General features: G+C 74.2%; 15 protein-coding genes. 2 read left to right on the top strand and 13 right to left on the bottom strand.

From position 1 onward, the window contains the following. The first annotated feature begins 86 nt into the window (after positions 1-86). Complete coding sequence (locus tag TOK_RS26685; protein ID WP_141566566.1) at positions 87-914, top strand: serine protease; 828 nt, start codon at positions 87-89, stop codon at positions 912-914. Here TOK_RS26685 and TOK_RS26680 read toward each other — a convergent pair. From TOK_RS26680 to TOK_RS26640, 9 genes are all read right to left on the bottom strand, one after another. Further along, complete coding sequence (locus tag TOK_RS26680; RefSeq protein WP_098960702.1) at positions 901-2,415, bottom strand: 1,4-alpha-glucan branching protein domain-containing protein; 1,515 nt, start codon at positions 2,413-2,415, stop codon at positions 901-903. The genes TOK_RS26685 and TOK_RS26680 overlap by 14 nt on opposite strands. After that, a complete protein-coding gene (locus tag TOK_RS26675; RefSeq protein WP_216362110.1) occupies positions 2,412-3,143 on the bottom strand; it encodes a class I SAM-dependent methyltransferase in 732 nt (243 codons plus the stop codon). Before TOK_RS26675 ends, TOK_RS26680 begins: the two co-directional genes overlap by 4 nt. Positions 3,144-3,407: 264 nt before the next feature. Beyond that, positions 3,408-4,340, bottom strand: coding sequence for an allantoicase (gene alc / locus TOK_RS26670; RefSeq protein ID WP_098960700.1), 933 nt, complete (start codon positions 4,338-4,340; stop codon positions 3,408-3,410). Further along, entirely contained in the window at positions 4,333-5,646 is a 1,314-nt protein-coding gene (gene allB / locus TOK_RS26665; RefSeq protein ID WP_098960699.1) for an allantoinase AllB, read from the bottom strand. Before allB ends, alc begins: the two co-directional genes overlap by 8 nt. Further along, entirely contained in the window at positions 5,643-6,014 is a 372-nt protein-coding gene (locus TOK_RS26660; protein ID WP_253258667.1) for a gamma-glutamylcyclotransferase, read from the bottom strand. The genes allB and TOK_RS26660 overlap by 4 nt, the downstream gene beginning before the upstream one ends. 35 nt (positions 6,015-6,049) lie before the next feature. Continuing rightward, the gene (gene pucD, locus TOK_RS26655; protein WP_098960697.1) at positions 6,050-8,320 is read right to left on the bottom strand and encodes a xanthine dehydrogenase subunit D; all 2,271 of its coding nucleotides are present in this window, start codon (positions 8,318-8,320) and stop codon (positions 6,050-6,052) included. Further along, positions 8,317-9,654 carry an 8-oxoguanine deaminase gene (locus TOK_RS26650; RefSeq protein ID WP_098960696.1) on the bottom strand — a complete coding sequence of 446 codons (1,338 nt, stop codon included), beginning with the start codon at positions 9,652-9,654 and terminating at the stop codon, positions 8,317-8,319. The genes pucD and TOK_RS26650 overlap by 4 nt, the downstream gene beginning before the upstream one ends. After that, entirely contained in the window at positions 9,651-10,109 is a 459-nt protein-coding gene (locus TOK_RS26645) for a (2Fe-2S)-binding protein (RefSeq protein WP_098960695.1), read from the bottom strand. The genes TOK_RS26650 and TOK_RS26645 overlap by 4 nt, the downstream gene beginning before the upstream one ends. Beyond that, positions 10,109-10,981 (bottom strand): xanthine dehydrogenase family protein subunit M, encoded by an 873-nt coding sequence (locus TOK_RS26640; protein ID WP_098960694.1) that lies wholly within the window; start codon positions 10,979-10,981, stop codon positions 10,109-10,111. Before TOK_RS26640 ends, TOK_RS26645 begins: the two co-directional genes overlap by 1 nt. 94 nt (positions 10,982-11,075) lie before the next feature. Between TOK_RS26640 and TOK_RS26635 the strand changes: the two genes are divergently transcribed. Next, the gene (locus TOK_RS26635; protein WP_098960693.1) at positions 11,076-12,572 is read left to right on the top strand and encodes a PucR family transcriptional regulator ligand-binding domain-containing protein; all 1,497 of its coding nucleotides are present in this window, start codon (positions 11,076-11,078) and stop codon (positions 12,570-12,572) included. Positions 12,573-12,654: 82 nt separating this feature from the next. On the opposite strand, the gene TOK_RS34980 is transcribed toward TOK_RS26635, so the two are convergent. The 4 genes from TOK_RS34980 to pucL form a co-directional block, all read right to left on the bottom strand. After that, positions 12,655-13,185, bottom strand: coding sequence for a UGSC family (seleno)protein (locus TOK_RS34980; RefSeq protein WP_305775570.1), 531 nt, complete (start codon positions 13,183-13,185; stop codon positions 12,655-12,657). Continuing rightward, positions 13,176-14,600, bottom strand: coding sequence for a thioredoxin family protein (locus TOK_RS26620; protein WP_216362108.1), 1,425 nt, complete (start codon positions 14,598-14,600; stop codon positions 13,176-13,178). The genes TOK_RS34980 and TOK_RS26620 overlap by 10 nt, the downstream gene beginning before the upstream one ends. A 64-nt stretch (positions 14,601-14,664) precedes the next feature. Continuing rightward, on the bottom strand, positions 14,665-15,543 hold the full coding sequence (locus tag TOK_RS26615; RefSeq protein WP_098960689.1) for an endonuclease domain-containing protein: 879 nt from the start codon (positions 15,541-15,543) through the stop codon (positions 14,665-14,667). 159 nt (positions 15,544-15,702) lie between these two features. After that, positions 15,703-16,560 (bottom strand): factor-independent urate hydroxylase, encoded by an 858-nt coding sequence (pucL, locus tag TOK_RS26610; RefSeq protein WP_098960688.1) that lies wholly within the window; start codon positions 16,558-16,560, stop codon positions 15,703-15,705. Positions 16,561-16,565: the final 5 nt, after the last annotated feature.

Here is a 16,565-nt window from a genome sequence, read left to right as displayed (position 1 = left end):
ACGTGTGGGCGTGCTGTGAATCGCCGCCCCGCTGATGTGCGCCGGGCCTGCTCGCGGGATCCTGTGCGCGGATGCGGGGAGGTGCGGTGCAGGGACGGGTGGCGCGACCGGTCACGGTCGTCGCGGGTGTGGTGGCGGTGATCGCCGTGGTGGCGGCCGTCGTCGCGTGGCCGCGCGCGAGTGCGGCGACCGGATCACCTGCCGCGCCCGGCGCGCCGACCGCCGCGGCGGGCACCGCGCCGACGACCACAGCGGCCGCGGCCGGGCCGCAGGTGGCCTGGCCCGCGATCGGTGCGATCTTCGACGCCGCCGACGTCGGACCCGACGGCCCGACGGGCGACCACTTCTGCAGCGGCGCGGTCGTCGACACCCCGACGGGCGACACCGTCGTGACCGCGGCGCACTGCGTGGCCGAGGGCGACGGCAGTGCTCCCGACACCGACCTCGTGTTCGTCCCGGGTTACCACGACGGCGTCGCGCCCTTCGGGACGTGGACGGTCAGCGACGCGGCCGTCGACCAGCGCTGGATCGACGACGCCGATCCCGACCTCGACATCGCGTTCCTCGTCGTCGGCCGCGGCGGCGCCGGCCCGCTGCAGGACATCACCGGGGCCTACCGGCTCACCGTCGACCCCGGCGACGGTGGACCCGTCCAGGTCGTCGGCTACCCCGAGGGCGCGGACGCCCCCGTCGCACCGTCGGGCGTCGCGACGCGCTTCAGCCCCACCCAGCTGCGTCTCGCCGACGCCGACCTGCCCGGTGGCACCAGCGGCGGGCCCTGGCTGCGCGACGGCACCGAGGTCATCGGCGTGACCGGCGGCTACCAGCAGGGCGGGGAGAGCGAGGACGTCTCCTACGCCAGCTACCTCGACGCCGACGCCGCCGCGCTGCTGCGGTCGATCACCGGGGCCTGAGCCCGGCCGTGGGCCGGGGCCTCCCGAGCCGGCGGGCGTCGACATGGCCGAACGGACCCGGTTCCCAGCTCGCGACGGCCGTCGCCGCGGCGGCGCGGTCACCCGCGGCGAGCAGCCGGGACAGCTGCGCGACCCGGTCGGCGTGGCTGCGCGCCCGGCCGCGGGCGTAGTCGGCGGCGGAGTCGTGGCTGACCATGAACGCCCAGTCGCTCGACAACGCCAGCAGCGCCTGCTCGGCCAGGGCGTCGCGCAGCGGGTCGCGTGCTCGGGAGGACGTGCCGGCAGCGCTCGTGACCAGGTCGCGCTGCACGGTCCCCCCGAGTGCGACGAGGTCGGCGACGGCGTCACCCGCCCAAACGTTCCAGTCCTTGCCCAGCCCCCACGACGACTCCGGCAGCGTGACCGGCCCGCCCACCAGCCCGGCGTCCATGGCGCCGCGCAGCGTCGTGACCCGCACGCCCGCGGCGGGCAGCGCGCGCAGGACCGCCTCCAGCCAGGCGGGCCCCTCGTGCCACCAGTGCCCGAACAGCTCGGTGTCGAACGCGGCGACGACGAGCCCCGGACGGCCCAGGCGTCCGCGGATGCAGGCGAGCCGCTCCCGCACGACCCGGACGAAGTCCGCCGCGTCCCGCGCCACCGCCGCGGCGGCCCGGACGGGGTCGTAGGGCTGCTTGTCGTGCGGAGCGACATGGCGACCGGTGACCCGTGAGGGCTTGAGCCCCGACGGATGGTCGAAGGTGTGGAAGTCGCGGTAGTCGGGACCGCCGGGGTAGCCGGCGCGGGGTGACCACACCCGGTAGGTGACGTCGAGGTCGCGGCCGGCGGCCAGCACGCCCGAGTCGCCGACGGGTCGCAGGAGCGCGGTGTCGCCGTGCAGGGCCGGGCCGTCGACGAGGAACCGTTCGACGCCCGCCGCGGCGTACCCCGTCTCCATGCCGGGCGCGTAGCCGCACTCGGGCGCCCAGATCCCGGCTGGCCGGTGCCCGAACCGGCGGGTGTGGTCGGTGAGCCCGGCGTCGAGGGCGAAGGCGCGCACGGTGTCGTCGAGCAGCGGTGCGAACGGGTGCGTCGCGGGACCGCCGAGCAGCTCGACCGCGTGTGAGCCGGCGAGGTCGCGCAGGACGGGGGAGCCACCATGGCGCCACCGCTCCTCGAACACCGCCAGCGCGGCGGTGGCGGCACGGTGCTCGCGGACGGCGAGCCCGGGCAGCCGCGGCGCGGCGCCGTGGGCGCGCAGGAGCCAGCCGCCGAGCCAGTCGTGCATGCCGCGCAGGCAGTGCGGGTCGTCGAGCTGCGCCGCGAGCACCGGGGTGACGCCGAGCGTCAGCAGGTCGCGACGGCCCTCGGCGGCGAGGCGTCCCAGCACGTCCACGACGGGCAGGTAGGCGTGCGCCCACGACTGGTACAACCACTCCTCGCCGACGGGCCAGCGCCCGTGACGGGCCAGCCACGGCAGGTGGGAGTGCAGGACGAGGCAGAACGTCCCGACCGGGTCGGTCATCCGGCGAGCGCCACGATGTCGAGACACCCGTCGAGATCTCCGGGACCCAGTACGAAGTCCTCGACCGTCACCGAGGCGACGTCCGCGGCGAGCGCGGGGGACATCGGCGTGCCTGCGACCGCGGCCCTGACCTGCGCGTCGACGAGCGAGCCGCCGTGGGCGGCGTCGAGGCCGCGCAACCGGGGCCCGTGGTGCAGACCGAGGAGCTCGACCTCGCGGAATCCGTTGCCGCGCAGGAGGCCCGACAGCTCGGCGGGGGCGAACTCGCGGCTGTGGAACGGGTTGAGCGGGGTGTCGCGGCCGGGGGAGAAGGTGAGCCGGTTGGGCGTCGACACCAGGAACGCGCCGCCCGGGCGCAGCACGCGTGCGCACTCCGCGACGAAGACCTCCTGCTCCCACAGGTGCTCGATCACCTGCAGCGAGACCACGACGTCGGCAACGCCCGTGGCGACGGGCAGCGCGACGAGGTTGACGCGGGCCGGGGCGACCCGGGGGTACCGGGCGGCGACGTGGCGCAGCGCAGGCTCGTCGTAGTCGAGGGCGAGCACCCGGTCGGCGGTGGCCGCGACCAGGTCGGCGCCGTAGCCCTCGCCGCAGCCCGCGTCGACGACGACGCCCCGGCACCGCGATGCCAGCGCCAGGTAGACGGCCTCGTGCCGGCGGAACCAGTAGTTCTCGTCGGGGACGTCCGGCACGGTGCGCTCGCCGGTGAGCGGCAGGCCGGTCACCGGCCGACCGTATCCCGACGCTCCCGGCCCACCGCGCGGGTGGGCCGGGAGCACGGCTCGGGAGCCGGGGTCAGGAGGTGGACCTCCACACGGCGGCGAACCACAGCTCGCTCGACAGGTAGCGCTCCACGCCTTTGACGCCCGCCCGCGCGATCGCCCGGGCGCCGGCGCCGGCAACGGATGCTGCTGCGCGGCCTGGAACGCATCGCGGAGGGGGCGACGGTCGCGGCGGCGTCGGAGGTCGCGGGCGCACACGGGACGCCCTCATGAGTTCGAGGCGAACGTGCCGTGCAGGCGCAGCCGCGCCATCCCACCGTCGGGGAACACGTCCATCCGGACGGCGCGGACCGGGCCGGTCGTCGCGGGCAGGACGAACCGGTGCCGGGTGTCGGGCTCCAGCGGCGTCCGCGGCAACAGCTCCCGCCACTCCTCGTCGTCGGTCAGCCGCCCGCGCAGCGACGCCGAGCCGGGGGCGTTGTGCAGGAACCAGCTCGTGTCCAGCTCCGCCACGCGCACCACGGCAGGAGCGGCCAGCGCCAGCTCGACCCAGTCGTTGCCCTCGTCGCGGCGCCGCGCGGTCTCCCAACCCTCGCCCATGCTCCGCGCCGGGCCGGGGAGCAGCAGGTTCTGCGGCGAGCTGTAGAAGAGGTTGGAGCATGCGGTGACGTGGCCGCCGTTCTCGATCGCGGCGAGGTCGACCGTGCCCAGCGCGTCCAGCAGCGTGGGGTCCGGGACCGCGTGACCGTGCACCCGCAGCCGCGCCACCCCGCCGTCGGGGAAGATCCGCAGCCGCACGTGGGTGATGCGCTCGCCGGAGCCGACGTCGAAGACGTTCTCGGTGTCGCCCTTGAGCGGCGAGCGCGGTACGAGCGGTACCCACGTCTCGCCGGCGAGGCCGTCGACGGACGCCTCGGGCGGATAGTTGCCGGTGAACCACGCGGTGTCGACGACGATCCCGCGCACCACGCCGGGCGCCCCGAGCCGGACGATCGCCTCGTCGTGGCCGGGCTCGCGGCGCCGCCTGGTCTCCCAGCCGTCGTAGACCTTGCCCTTGGGTCCGAACGTCGACGGGTCGAACACGGCGGGGCCGGGGTTGATGAGGTTCTCGCGCGTCGCGAAGGCCTCGTCGTTGGCCGAGACGACGGCGCCGCCGACATCGCGCCGGGCCAGGTCGGGCAGGAGCCGGAAGTCAGACACGGGCGTCCTCTCTGCTGAGCAGCCGGCCGCGCGGGGCGTCACCGTCGGTGATCACGTTGCCGCGCAGCCAGGTCGCGCGGACGACGCCGTGCAGCGTCCTTTCCGCGTAGGGGGTGATCGGGTTGCGGTGGTGCAGGGGTCCGACGTCGAAGGTGGCGTCGGGGGCGAAGACGGTGAGGTCGGCGTCGGCGCCGGGTTCGATGCGGCCCTTGTTCGTCAGACCGACGAGATCGGCAGGGCGGCGCGACATCCAGGTCACGACATCGGCAAGATCGATCCCGCGCGCCCGCGCCTCGGTCCACACGACGGGCAGGCCGATCTGCAACGAGGCGATGCCGCCCCACGCGGCGCCGAAGTCGCCGGTCTCCAGCTGCTTGAGGTCCGGTGTGCAGGGGGAGTGGTCGGACACGACCATGTCGATCGTGCCGTCGAGGAGCCCCTGCCACAGAGCGTCACGGTTGCCGGCCTCGCGCACCGGCGGGCAGCACTTGAAGCGGGTGTCGCCGTCGGGCACCTCCTCGGCGGTGAGCGCGAGGTAGTGCGGGCAGGTCTCGACGGTGACGCGCACCCCGTCGGCCCGTGCCTGCGCCAGCAGCGGCAGGGCGTCGGCCGACGAGAGATGGACGATGTGCACCCGCGCCCCGGTCTCCCGCGCCGCGGCCAGCAGGCCGGCGATCGCGGAGTCCTCCGAGGCGCGGGGCCGGGAGGCGACGAAGTCGGCGTAGCGCCGGCCCGTCGTGGGTGTGATGAGCGCGCCGTCCTCGGCGTGGGCGATGAGGAGCCCGTCGAACTCGGCGAGGGTGCGCAGGGCGGGCCGCGGGTCGAGCAGCGGCGGGAACTCGGGCACCCCGGAGTCGACGAGGAAGGCCTTCACCCCGACGACCCCTGCGTCGTGCAGCGGGCGCAGGTCGTCGTGGTTGCCGGGCACCGCCCCGCCCCAGAACGCGACGTCGACCGCACACTGCCCATACGCGGCGGCCCGCTTGACCTCCAGAGCGGCCACGGACACCGTGGGCGGCAACGAGTTCAGCGGCATGTCGACGATCGTCGTCACCCCACCGGCCGCGGCCGCCCGGGTCGCCGACGCGAAGCCCTCCCACTCGGTGCGGCCGGGCTCGTTGACGTGCACGTGGCTGTCGACGAGCCCGGGCAGCAGAACCTCGTCGTCGGCCAGGACGACCTCCCGTGCGCCCGGGACGACGACGTCGCGCGGTCCGACGGCCGCGATCCGGGGACCGTCGACGAGCACGGCGGCGGGCCGCAGCACCCCGTCGAGCAGCGCACGCCGCGCCCGCAGGACGATCACGACCGCTCCCGGTACGCGCGCCAGCTCGCGAGGTCGGAGATGTCGGTCAGCTCCGGCCGGTCGGGATGCGGCCGGCGCAGGATCATCGCGAGCGACCCGGTCCCGTCGGCCAGTTCGATCACGCCCAGCTCCAGTCCGGCAGGCTCGCCGGGCAGGAGTACATCGCGCAGCTGCTCGTAGGACAGCTCGTACACCTCGCCCTGCACGGCAGCGCCCTGGTCCGCGCCGACGTCCTCCAGCGCCGGGTAGGCCCCGCCGACGGCGTGGAACCGGTAGCGCTTCGCCGTGGTCGTCGACGCGAGGCAAGGGGCGCCGCCGGCCAGGTGGTGGTCGGCGCCGCCTGCCATCGCGGTGCCGTTCAGGAACATGCGGGGCACACGAGCCTCCAACGAGAAGGGGTCACTCACAGGGTGATGTGTTCGGGGCGGACGGGGACGCGGCGCAGGGCCTTGCCCGTTGCCGCGCGGATCGCGGCTGCCACCGCCGGGCCGGACGAGATCGTGGGGGGCTCGCCGACGCCCCGGACGCCGTAGGGCGCGTGCGGGTCGGCGTACTCCAGGACCTTCACCTGCATCGGCGGCATGTCGAGGATCGTCGGGATCAGGTAGTCGGTGAAGGACGGGTTGCGGACCTTCCCGTCGGTCACGACGATCTCCTCCATCAGCGCGAGTCCCATGCCCTGGGCGCTGCCCCCGTGGATCTGGCCGACGACGGCGTCGGGGTTGATCGCCCTGCCCACGTCCTGCGCGGTGTCGAGCGCGACCACCTTGACCAGCCCCAGCTCGACGTCCACGTCGACGACTGCCCGGTGCGCGGAGAAGGCGTACTGCACATGGGCGTTGCCCTGGCCGGTCTCCGGGTCGATCTCCTCGGTGGGCCGGTGGTGCCACTCGACGGTCTCGTCGACGGCGTCGTCGCCCAGGACGTCGGCCAGCGAGGCGAGGACCTCACCGTTCTCCGCGATGATCTTGTCGCCGTCCAGACGCAGGTTGCGCGCCCCCAGCTGAGCCGCCGCGCGAGCGAGGACCGACGCCCGGACCGCCTCGCACGCCGCCTTCACCGCGCCGCCGGTCACGTAGGTCTGCCGGGACGCGGATGTCGAACCGCCGGAGCCGACGCTGGTGTCCTTGGGGGACACCACGACCCGGTCGACCCCGAGCTCGGTGCGGCAGATCTGCTGCTCGACGGTGATCAGGCCCTGCCCGACCTCGGCGGCCGCGGTCTGCACGGTCGCGACGGGCTCGCCGGCAGTCATCTCCAGCCGGACCCGGGCCGTCGAGTAGTCGTCGAAGCCCTCGGAGAAGCCGACGTTCTTGTAGGTGACGGCGTAGCCGATCCCACGGACGACGCCCTCGCCGTGCGTGGAGTTCGCCGCGCCGCCGGGCAGGTCGCGGATGTCGCGCTCGCCCACGGGATCGGCGGGCAGGGGCAGGTCGCGCACGATCTCGATCAGCTCCGCGACGGGTGCGGCGGAGTCGATCAGCTGGCCGGTGATGTTGCGGTCGCCCTCGCGCATGCCGTTGCGCGCCCGGATCTCCACCCGGTCCACACCGACCCGGTCGGCGAGTTCGTCCATCAGCGCCTCGTGGGCGAACGCGGCCTGTACGCAGCCGAAGCCACGCATGGCCCCGCAGGGCGGGTTGTTCGTGTAGACGCCGCGCGCGTCCACGGAGACGGACGGGATGTTGTACGGCCCCAGGCCCAGCGTGCCGCCGTTGCCGACGACCGCCGTCGTCGACGAGGCGTAGGCGCCGCCGTCGAAGAGGATGTCGGCCTTGGCGTAGATCAGCTCGCCGGTGTCCGAGGCGCCGAACTCGTACCGCAGCCACGCCGGGTGCCGGTGCACGTGCCCGAAGAACGACTCGTCGCGCGAGTAGCTCATCTTCACGGGCTTGCCGGTGTGCATGGCGAGCAGGCAGGCGTGGACGTGGATCGACAGGTCCTCGCGGCCGCCGAACGCGCCTCCCACGCCGGCCAGGTGCAGCCGCGCCCGGTCGGGCGTCAGGTCGAGCACCCGGCACACCTGCTGCTGGTCGACGTGGAGCCACTGCGTCGCGACGTAGAGATCGAGCCCGCCCTCGCCGTCCGGGACGGCGAGGCCGGACTCCGGCCCGAGGAAGGCCTGGTCCTGCATGCCCACCTCGAAGTCGAGCGCGACGACCACGGGTGCGGTCGGCTCGGGGTCGCCGCGGCGGATCTTCATGGCGCGCACCAGGTTGCCGTCGGGGTGGACGTGGGGTGCGTCGTCGTCGAGGGCGTGGCGGGGGTCGGTGAGCGCGGGCAGCACCTCGTAGTCGACGACGATGCGCTTCGCGGCGCGCCGCGCCGTCTCGGGGTGGTCGGCGGCGACGAGCGCGACCGCTTCGCCCTGGTAGCGCACGACGTCCTCGGCGAGCGCGGGCTGGTCGAGGTGCTCGAGCCCGACCCGGTTCAGTCCAGGTACATCCTCGTGCGTGAGGACGGCGTAGACCCCGGGGAGGGCGAGCGCGGCGGAGATGTCGATGCCGTGGATGCGGGCATGCGGGTGCGGGCTGCGCAGCGTGACACCCCAGCACATGTCGTCGTGCCAGAGGTCGGAGGAGTAGGCGAACTCGCCGGTGACCTTGAGAGTGCCGTCGGGACGCAGCGGGCTGTCGCCGATCCGGCCGGCGGTTGGGGTCTCCGTGCTGGTCATGATGCCTTCCTCAGCAGGGTCTGGTGGACCGCAGCGCACTCACGGGCCACGGCGGCGGTGTCGACGGTCCTCACGCGGCCGCGCTCCACGACCGGACGGCCGTCGACGAGCAGCAGGTCCAGCGGCGGCGGGGTGCCGAGCACCAGGGCCGCAACGGGATCGGCGACGTCGGCGTGGCCGAGACCGTCGATGCGCCAGAGGGCGAGGTCGGCGAGCTTGCCGGGTTCGATGGAGCCGATCTCGGTCGACCGGCCCAATACGGAGGCGCCGCCCAGTGTGGCGAGGGACAGGGCGTCCCGGACCGTCAGAGCGGTCGGACCGCCGACCGCGCGAGCGAACAGCAGCGCGTGCCGGGCCTCTTCGAGGAGGCTCCCGGCCTCGTTGGACGCGGCGCCGTCGACGCCGAGTCCGACGCGGGCGCCGGCGTCGCGCAGGTCGCGGGTGCGGCAGATGCCGGCGCCGAGGCGGGCGTTGGACGACGGGCAGTGCGCCACCCCGGTCCCGGTGGAGCCGACCTTCTTGACCTCGGCGTCGTCGAAGTGGATGCCGTGGGCGAACCAGACGTCCTCGCCGGTCCAGCCGAGGCTCTCGACGTACTCCAGCGGCGAGCAGCCGAACCGCTCGCGGCAGAAGTCCTCCTCGTCGACGGTCTCGGCGAGGTGGGTGTGCATGAGTACGCCCAGCTCGCGGGCCAACGAGGCGGACTCGCGCATGAGCGAGCCGGTCACCGAGAACGGCGAGCACGGCGCGAGGGCGATCCGCAGCATCGCGTCGGGCGACGGGTCGTGCCAGCGGGCGACCGCCTCCGCCGACGCGGTGAGGATGGCGTCGCGGTCCTCGACGACGTGGTCGGGCGGCAGGCCACCGTCGCGGCGGCCCAGGTCCATCGAGCCGCGGGTGGCGTGGAAGCGCAGCCCGACGTCGGCGGCCGCGCGGATCTCGGCGCCCAGGACGTCCCCGCCCTCGCGGGGGAAGACGTAGTGGTGGTCGGCGGCGGTGGTGCAGCCGGTCAGCGCCAGCTGGGCCAGCGCGCCGGTGGCGCCGGTGTGGACGGCGTGCTCGTCGATGCCCGCCCAGATCGGGTAGAGCGTGGTCAGCCACTCGAACAGCGTCGCGTCGACGGCGAGGCCGCGGGTGACCCACTGGTAGAGGTGGTTGTGGGTGTTGACGAACCCTGGCGTGAGCAGGCAGCCGCGCCCGTCGACCCGCGGCCCGTCGGCAAGGGGTGCGGGGCCTGGGCCGACGGAGACGATGCGGTTACCGGAGACGACGACGTGGCCGTTCTCGAACTCCGCGCCCGTCACCGTGACGACGTGTGCACCTTCGATGATCACGACTGCGCCGCCATCCGGACCGCGTCGAGGATCTTCTCGTAGCCGGTGCAGCGGCACAGGTTCCCCGCGAGCGCCTCCCGGATCTCGGGGTCGCTCGGCGAGGGGTTGCGCGCCAACAGGTCGTGCGTCGACACCAGGAAGCCCGGGGTGCAGAAGCCGCACTGCACGGCCCCGCACTCGACGAACGCCCGCTGCACCGGGTCGAGCCCGTCGTCATCGGCGAGCCCCTCGACCGTCGTGACCTCGCGTCCCTGCGCCTGGCCCGCCGCGACCAGGCACGAGCAGACCGGTACCCCGTCGAGATAGACGGTGCAGGAGCCGCATTCGCCCTGCTCACAGGCGTTCTTGGAGCCGGGGAGGCCGAGCCGCTCGCGCAGCGCGTAGAGCAGGCTCTCGCCCTCCCAGACGTCGTCGGCCTCGTGGCGTGCGCCGTTGACCGTCAGTTCGATCCGCATCAGGCGGCCCTCCGGTGCTCGTCCCAGGCCCAGGTGGCGGCGCGGCGCGCCATCACCGAGAGCGTGTGCAGGCGGTACGCGGCGGTGCCGCGCACGTCGTCGATCGGGGCGGCGGCGTCGCGGACCTTGCGGCCGAACTCGACGGCGAGGCCCTCGGGCAGTGCGCCGCGCGACTCCCACAGCCCGCCGGCCTCCAGCTCACCGGCGAGGAACGCGGCGGCGTCGGTGGCCCGGCGCGGGGTGGGGGCGGCCGACCCGATGCCCGTCCCCACCGATCGGCGGTCGGTGTGCAGCGCGAACCCGAAGGCCGACACCGCGATCACCATCGCGTTGCGGGTCCCGATCTTGCAGAACTGCTGCGGCCCCGCGGGCGGCGCGATCAGGATCGCCGCGATCAGCTCGTCGGGTTCGAGGGCGTTGCGCTTGACGCCGGTGTAGAAGTCGGCGACGGGGACCAGCCGGGTGCCGCGTGCCGCCGAGGAGATCTCGACGACGGCGTCCGCGGCCAGCAGCGCCGGGTGCGAGTCACCGGCGGGGGAGGCCGCACCCAGGTTGCCGCCGACGGTGCCGCGGTTGCGGATCTGAGGTGACCCGACGGTGCGCGCGGCCATCGCCAGGCCGGGCAGCGTCGCTCCCAGCTCGTCGATGATCCGCGCGTAGGTGACGCCGGCGCCGAGCCGGACGCGTCCGTCGACGAGCGCCCATTCCCGCAGGTCGGATACGCGTGTCAGGTCAAGCAGCGCCCCCGGACGGCGATGGTCGAAGTTCATCTCGACCATCACGTCGGTGCCACCGGCGACCGGCAGCGCATCGGGCCGCTCCGCCTTCGCCGCGAGCGCCTCGGCCCACGTGCTCGGTGCCAGGAAGTCCATGCCGTCGAGTACAGCCCGGCGCCGACCTGCGGATAAGTCGCCGTCGCCACGAATCGGTGGCCCGGGTCACGCCCCGGTCTTGTACGTTCCTCCAATGCTGCTGCGTGACCTGCTCGCGCACCCCGCCCTGCACCTGCGGCTCCTGCACGGGTCCGACGCCGCGCTCGACCGCGGTGTCCGGTGGGTCTACACGACCGACCTCATCGACCCCGGCCGCTACCTCTCCGGCGGTGAGCTCGTCATCAGCGGGCTGGTGTGGCGCAACGACGCGGGCGACAGCGAGCGGTTCGTCGCGACCCTCGCCGCGTCAGGGGTCGCCGCGCTGGCCGCTGGCGAGGCCGTCTTCCACACCGTTCCCGACGACCTCGTCCAGGCCTGCCGGCGCCACGACGTCGCGCTGCTCGCGGTGCCGGAGGAGACGTCGTTCGGGACGGTGACCGAGGTCGTCGTCGGCGCCGTCACCGCGGCCCGGGGCGACCGGCTCGCCCACACCCTCGGCCGCCAGCGCGAACTGCTGACGGCCGTCGCCGGCGGGGCGGGCCTCGACGAGCTCGTCGCCCAGGTCTCCGCGGCCGCCGGGGTGGGGTGCCGCGTCCTGTCGGCGAGCGGCCGCCTCCTCGCCGGACCACCCGCCCCCGCCGCCGACGACCTGGTGTCGACGTTCCTCACCGCGTCCCGGCTCCCCGCCGCCGCGACGGGGTGCTCGGTGTTCCCCGTGGGGTCCGGGGCGCGGGTGACGTCGTGGTTCGTCGCGGCCGACGGCCGGTTCGACGCCTGGGAGTCCGAGGTCGCCGACGCCGTCGGCGAGCTCGTCGCGATCGCCGCGCTCGACCGGGCCCGCCGCGGGGAGGGGCAGCGTGTGGCGTCCGGGATCGCCGACGACGCCGTCGCCCTGGTCGCCGGCGGTGCAGGCGACCGACCGGAGACGGCCGTGCGGCTGCGACAGGCGGGCCTGCGCGCGGCGGGCCCGGTGACGGTCGTCGTCGCGGGGTTCCCGGGACGCCCTGACCTCGCGGAGACCGCGCGCTCGATCCTGCTCGACGTCGGCGGCTGCGACGCCGGCGACCCGGTCGTCGGGGTGCTCGACGGGACGGCCGTCGCCCTGCTGCCCGGACCCGCGGAGACGCTCGACCCCGGACTGCGCCGGCTCGAACCGGGGCTGCCCGGCCCCCTCGTGGTCGGGACCAGCCGGCCCGCCGAGCCCGGTGCGCTCGCCGGGGCGCTGCGCGAGGCCCAGCACGCCCGCGACCTCGCGCACGGACGCCCCGGGAACCTGCACGTCGTCGCCGCGGCCGATGTCACCTCGCACGTCGCCCTGCTCGCCGCCGTCCCCGACGAGGTCCGCCGCGCCTTCGCGGCGAGCGTCCTCGACCCGGTCCTCGCCTACGACGAGCGGACCGGGGCCGGGCTCGTCGAGACGCTGGAGGCGTTCCTGGAGTGCTCGGGATCGTGGAGCCGCACCGCCGAACGCCTGCACCTGCACGTCAACACCGTGCGCTACCGGATCGGGCGGGTCGAGGAGCTCACCGGCCGCGACCTGTCGACACTCACCGACCGCGTCGACGTCTACCTGGCGCTGCGGGCGCGCTGACGCCTCTTCCGCCCGCACGCGCCGAGACCGACAGGAGTGCTGTTCGGGCCGCTCGGGACAGCACTCACGTCGGTCTCGGCGGTCAGCCGGTCACCGCGGCCAGGATCGCCGGCAGGGCGCCGTCGGCGAGGGCGTGCAGCTCGGCGTCGGTGCGGTCCTGGATCGGGTGCGGGACGAACACCGACGGCACCGTCGCGTAACCGAGGGCGTTGCTCTGCGTCCGGGCGGCCACGACGAACTCCACCGAGGCCACGAAGGCGGCCACCACACCCGCGGACTCGAGCGTCACGAAGTCGTGCACACTGCACGACGTGCACGAGCCTCAATCGGCGAGTGCCTCGATCACGACGTCGCAGTGCGCGGTGATCTCCCGGCGCAGGTCGGGCGGCATGGGCCGGGTGAACGTCGGTTTGGCGTAGCGCGCCACCGCCAGCCCCTGCCCGGTGAGCAGCTGCTCGACGCGGTCCAGGAAGACGTTGCCGCGGGCCTTGTTGATGTCGAGCAGCCCGATCCGCAGGCCGTCGAGCGATGCGGGCCGGTCGATCGCGGTGCGGGCCGCGGGCCGGGACTCGTCGGTCGGGTCCAGGAACACCAGCGGGGCGTTCAGCGCCATGGGTCCACCTCCAGTGTCGTGGGGGAGCTGCCGGCGGGTCCACCGACCCAGCCGCCGAGGATCGTCGAGATCTGGCCGGCGTCGGCGCCGGCATGGGCGACCAGCAGGCCGCCCGGCCGGAACTTCGGGAGCCTCCGCTCGGGGCCGGGCAGCATGCCGTCCTCGATGCCGCGCGCGCCGCGTTCGACGTCGGCGCGGTCGAGCAGCAGCGCCTCGTCGAGTGCCGCGGTGAGCCGGGCGCGGTCCCAGCCGGCGTCGGCGTAGATGCGGGCGTGCTCGGGGCCGATGAGCAGGGTGGCGTCGAAGAACAGCGCGGTCTTGGGGTGCCCGACGACCCGCAACGTCGACGCCAGCGAGCGGGTGATCGACTCCGGCGTCCGCGAGATCTGCTCCAGGATGCCGACGGGCCCCTCCGCGGCGAACACCGTCACCGTCGAGGAGCCCGGCGCGAACCCGCGGCTCACCGACAGCGGCTCCCACGGTGAGCCGGCCTCGTCCTCGGCGAAGCAGAGCCCGACCTTGCCGGGGTTGCCGAAGGTCGCGCGGTCGACGCCGCCGGGCCGGCCGCCCCCGACGTTGCGGATCACCAGCTGCAGCGCGCGCCCGATCGTCGAGTTGGCGCGGTTGCCCTGGCCCAGCACGTTGCCCTTGGCGTTCATCCCGATCTCGGCGGCGACGGGACCGTTGACGAGGATCGCGGGGCCGGCGTTCCACATCGTCGCGAGCACGCCGTGGGCGTTGAACGTCTCGCTGCACGCGGCCGCGACGGCGGCGAGGACGACGGGCAGGTACTCCGGCCGGCACCCGGCCATCACAGCGTTGACAGCAACCTTCTCGACGGTCACCTCGACGAGGTTGGGCGGTACGACGGCGACGACCTCGTCGGCGGGGTGCGACGTCCCGGCGAGCATCCGCAGCACCCGCACCGGAGTCGGTGTGACGACGGGCAGCCCGTCGGTGAGGCCGCGGTCGAACATCGCCTCGGCCTCGTCCTCCAGCGCGGAGACCTCGATCCGCCGTGCCGCGAGGGTGTGCCCGGCGCGACGGACGAGCAGCTCGTCGGCGACGTCGGGGTCGAGCGTGCGGGAACCGCAGCCGGGCCGGTGTTCGGGGAGGTCGGCGCCCAGGTCGTCGATGCCGGTGAGCTCGCGCCACGCCGCCCGCGACCAGCCGACGGTCCGCTCGGCCTCCCGGCCGCCGGCGAACCTGATCAGCGTCGGCACGGTCTCGATGTCGAGCCCGACGCTGACGTCGAGCGCGCGGTCGTCGCCGACGGCCCCGACACCGGCCGGGAACCCAGGATCGTCCTGCGACCACACCGTCAGCCCTGGCAACGCCGCCAGCACGGGCTCGACGAGCCGGCACGTCGGACAGTCCTGCTTGACCACGACGACGAGCCCGTCCTCGGGAGGCACTCCCAGAGACTAGGTCGTACGTCGAGACCGACGCCAGTGTCGTTCGCGGCCCCGGAAAGTGCACTCACGTCGGTCTCGGCGTCGCGGCAAGGTGTGCGCGGACGGCTGCCACGGTGTCCGCGCGGCGCGTGGTCAGGTCCGCGGCCGTCAGGCGGATCGTCCGCCAACCGAGGGCGCCGGTGCGCAGGTCCCGGCGGCGGTCGTCGTAGCCGAGGCCGCGCTGTCCGAAGACGTCGTGGCCGGCACCGTCGTACTCGATCGCGAGCCCGGCCCGCGGGTAGGCGAGGTCGAACCGGGCGACGACCCGCCCGCCGGCGTCACGCAGCACGTACTGCACCTCGGGCGCCGGGAGTCCGGACAGCACCAGCATCAGCCGGGTCCGGGTCTCCATCGGCGACTCCGCGCGCGGGTCGGCCAGCTCGGCGACGCGGTCGAGACGTCGACAGCCTCGTGCGCCGGGCTCCCTGCGCTGCAACAGGTCGGACGGTACGAACCCGGCCGCGGGCACCCGGGCCAGGGCGTCCACGGCGACGACGGCCTCGACGAGTGGCAGCCGACGCGCGAGGTCGTAGGCCGTGCGCAGGGGCGAGGTGACCGGGCAGCCGTGGGCGCTCCAGGTCTCCGCGGCCTCGACGACGCCGCGACGGACCAGGAGACCTGGATGGGCCCGCTGTTCCCGCGTGACGACGACCTCCGCCGGGGCGTTCCGTGGTGCGGCGTCCGCACCCAGCAGTCGCGCCGCGGACCAGCCGCCGAGCATCCCGCGGCCGGCGACGAGTTCCGCCGCGCCGATCGATCGCACCAGGAGGTCGGGAGGGGTCTCGCCGACCCGGACGTACACATCGGGGAACAGCCGTACGAACCGCGGCCCCCGCAGCCGGCCCCGCGTCACGACCCCGGCAGCGATCGCCGCGCTCGCACGGAAGGGCTCGTCGAGCAGCACCCGCGCACCCTGTCGCGCAGGAGCCCGTGCCCGCGCCGAATTCGCGCCCGCCCTTTGCGGGTGCGATCGCCGAGACCGACAGGAGTGCTGTCCACGCGGTCCGGAGCAGCACCCGCGTCGGTCTCGGCGAGGTGAGGTGAGGCGAGGCGAGGCGAGCCATCAGGAGCGGATGACGGTTGCCTCGATCAGGCCGTAGGGGCGGTCCGCCGCGTGGAAGACCTCACCCGGGTTGTCCAGGCCGAACGGGGCCAGGTCCACCAGGAAGTGGTGCTTGTTCGGCGCGGAGAGCGAGATCTCGGCGATCTCGGGGTGGGCCTCCAGCGCGGCGCGGCCCATCTCCCACAGCGTCTGCTGCAGCGCCTTCGAGTGCACGAGCGCGAACTGCTCCAGCAGGATCCGCCGAACGTCGCCCCACGTCTTGTCCCAGTCGACGTCGGTGCCGCGGAAAGAGTCGCCGGCGTAGGTCCAGCTCGCGACGAGCGAGGTCGACATGATCCGGTCGTGGGTCTCGGCCAGCGTCGTGTACCCGTCGATGAGGAACCCCGCGAACTCCGAGCCGGTCGACTTGAGCAGCACCAGGTCCCGCAGGCCGGACACGACCCGTTCGCCGGTCTCGTCGACGGTGACGACGGTGGTGCGCACCTCCGGTCCGCGGCGTACCCAGGTGTGGTCGTGGCTCTGCCCGCCGACCTCGACGCGGTCCCAGGCGAGCTCGTCGACGGCGACGCGGGCACCGGTGACGGGCTCGACGTCGGCGACGAAGTGCCGGGCCAGGTCGAGGCCGTAGGTCTCGATCTCGCGCAGGCCCTTCTCCTTGGCGTAGGCGTAGCAGGTGTTCTTCTGGGTGTCGGTCGGCAGTACGCGGGCCTGGTCGCCCTGCAGGTGCGCGGCGGTGAAGTCGCCACGCAGCGACGTCGATACGGTGACGTCGCGGATCTCGTGGCGGGCGGTGTCGCGGTGGATGCGCACGACCCGGTTCTCGGCCTTGCCGTACTGGTTGGTACCCAGCGTGATCATGAGGG

Source organism: Pseudonocardia sp. N23 (genome assembly GCF_002583555.1).
In the GTDB taxonomy this organism is placed as follows: domain Bacteria; phylum Actinomycetota; class Actinomycetes; order Mycobacteriales; family Pseudonocardiaceae; genus Pseudonocardia.
The sequence above is the reverse complement of the archived record's forward strand: the minus strand, read 5'-3'. Positions and strand labels throughout refer to the sequence as shown.